The sequence below is a fragment of the Frankia sp. CeD genome (genome assembly GCF_000732115.1).
Lineage (GTDB): Bacteria > Actinomycetota > Actinomycetes > Frankiales > Frankiaceae > Frankia > Frankia casuarinae.
This window is the reverse complement of record NZ_JPGU01000062.1, coordinates 1-2163: the sequence shown is the minus strand read 5'-3', so window position 1 is coordinate 2163 and position 2163 is coordinate 1. Positions and strand designations below refer to the sequence as shown.

Below are 2163 nucleotides of genomic sequence, written 5' to 3'. Positions count from 1 at the left end.
GTNTNNNNGNNNNCATCACAATCGCGGACGAGGAAGACCGCCACGCACTCTGGGGTCAGGCGACCCAGCTGGCCGAGTTTTACGGAAATTACCAGGCTCGGACCGAGCGGTTGATTCCAATGGCCCGGTTGACTCCCCGTATCAGCAGGCTCTGACCTACATTTCTCAGTACAATAGCCGCGGCTGGAACCGCCCTTAGCCGAGGTCCGCAGCACCCGGCTGGACGTCATGACGGTCAGTGGCCGCATGACGGTGGGCGAGCTGCTCGAGGGTTTCCTCGCGGCGCCGCACCACTGGCGGCCCGCGACCCTGGCCTCGCACCGGAATGTGATCCACCACCTCCTGGCCGACCGGCTCACGCGTCGACGGCTGGCCGCCCTCGCAGCCGGGTATGTCCGTGTGACGATCCGGCGCTGGCGGCAGGAGGGTCTGTCGGTGCCGACGATGTCCGCCCGCTGGCTGATTCTGCGCTCCGGCCGTCACGGTGACGCCGCGGACGGCGGAGCTGCCTGGTCCGTTGCCGCTACGACCGTCCGGCGCGGCCGCGGCTGTTGCCGCTTCGGGGTTCATCGAGGACCCCGCATGACCGTGGTCGGCTGCCAGGCGCTGGCTGATCGCTCGGGTGGGGCTGTCCGCTCCGCCCTGCCCGCTGCCACACCGGTTGCCACACAGGGGTGCGGCGAAGGCGCGACGGGGGTGTCGCTGGCCCTCTCGGAGGCGGCGGATGTGTGGCAGTGCGTGTGGCAACGCGGGCCGCCAGAGGGGTACTCCAGCGACCGAAAGTGGACGTCAGAGCACGTGTACGGACGTTCCTGGACGGTATGGACCGGCCTGAGAAGCGGGGGGTCAGACCGATAGCCGTGGTGCGGTGCTGGCGCAGGTCAGCCGGCCTGTCCGCGCCAGCGTTCCTGCCCAGACTCCGCCCTGGAGGTTCGTATTTCCCCATCATCGGCGGCCCGGCGCGGTCCGGACCCGGTGCGTTTGCTGGGCTCGCTGACAGCCCGTGATCTGTATCTGCTGGATGTTCTTGAGGCCCATCGTGTCCTGACNGCCGAGCAGGTCGCCGACTTGCTGTTCCCAAGTCTCGACCGCGCCCAACGTCGACTTCTGCAACTGACGCAGCGCGGCGTGCTCGCGAGATTCAGGGCCTGCGTACGGCCCGGTTCACAGCCCTGGCGCTACACGCTGGGCTATCCGGCGGTGGTGCTGCTGGCCGCCGCCCGCGCCGAACGGCCACCGACCCGCGCCGCGCACGATCTGTCCATAGCGCGTCTCGCGCGCAGCCGCCAGCTTGATCATCTCCTCGGCGTCAACGGGCTGTTCACCGCCTTGACGGCCGACGCAGCGCCCCGGCCCGGGGCCCGGCTGCTGAGCTGGTACTCCGAGCCTACGACCCACACGCTTCTGCCCCAAGCCGACAGGTTCCGGATCGTCGGGGTCCACCCCGACGCCTACGGCCGCTGGGCCGAGTCGTCCCACGCGGTGAGTTTCCTGCTCGAACACGATNCCGGCACCGAACCGCTGGGCCGGCTGCTCGACAAGCTCACCGCCTACGACNCCCACCGCCATTTCGGCATGAGCGTACTGCTGCACCTGCCCAGCACCGCCCGCGAGACCAACCTGCACCACAAAGCAGCACAGCCCCGGGGCTATCCGGTCGCGACCACCGCCGCCGACCTCATCGCCGCAGGCGGGCACAGCCCCGCCGGTCCCGTATGGCTTCCCCTGGGCTCGACCGGCCGCCGCCGCCTCCTCGACCTCGCCCACCCCGCCGCAACGAGCCTGTGGGCCGACGCCCGCCACGGCACCACACCACCACCCGGCCCCCACCTGCCCCTCGTCGCCTGACACCGCAGCCCGCCCGAGAACAGGAGTGCCTATGACGATCTGACAGCGCGGCGGACCAGAACCCACCCACCGGCCCGGCCGGAGAACAGGAGNCGCACCCGCCGAAACCCGCCGTAGACCCCCCGCCCGCGACCCGACGCCCGTGGAGGACAGGAGGACCGCGCACGTCCGCTCCGGCCGCACCCGACGACCCCGCCCCGTCCCCGTGGCCACCCCGCCCCACCCCCGACAGCACCCCCGCCGACGACACCCTCACCCCGTCTCCCGCACCGTCGCAGTCGGACCCGCCCGGTCCGCTTGACCGCTACGTACGGG

The 2163-nt window shown here is 70.9% G+C and carries 1 protein-coding gene and 1 pseudogene (1 of these 2 only partly in view); both read left to right on the top strand.

The window, feature by feature from the left end:
* Positions 1-155: pseudogene (locus tag CED_RS26400) on the top strand (nitroreductase/quinone reductase family protein) (it extends 289 nt beyond the left edge of the window).
* Positions 156-975: 820 nt separating this feature from the next.
* Entirely contained in the window at positions 976-1848 is an 873-nt protein-coding gene (locus CED_RS19765; protein ID WP_051868952.1) for a replication-relaxation family protein, read from the top strand.
* Positions 1849-2163 lie beyond the last annotated feature (315 nt).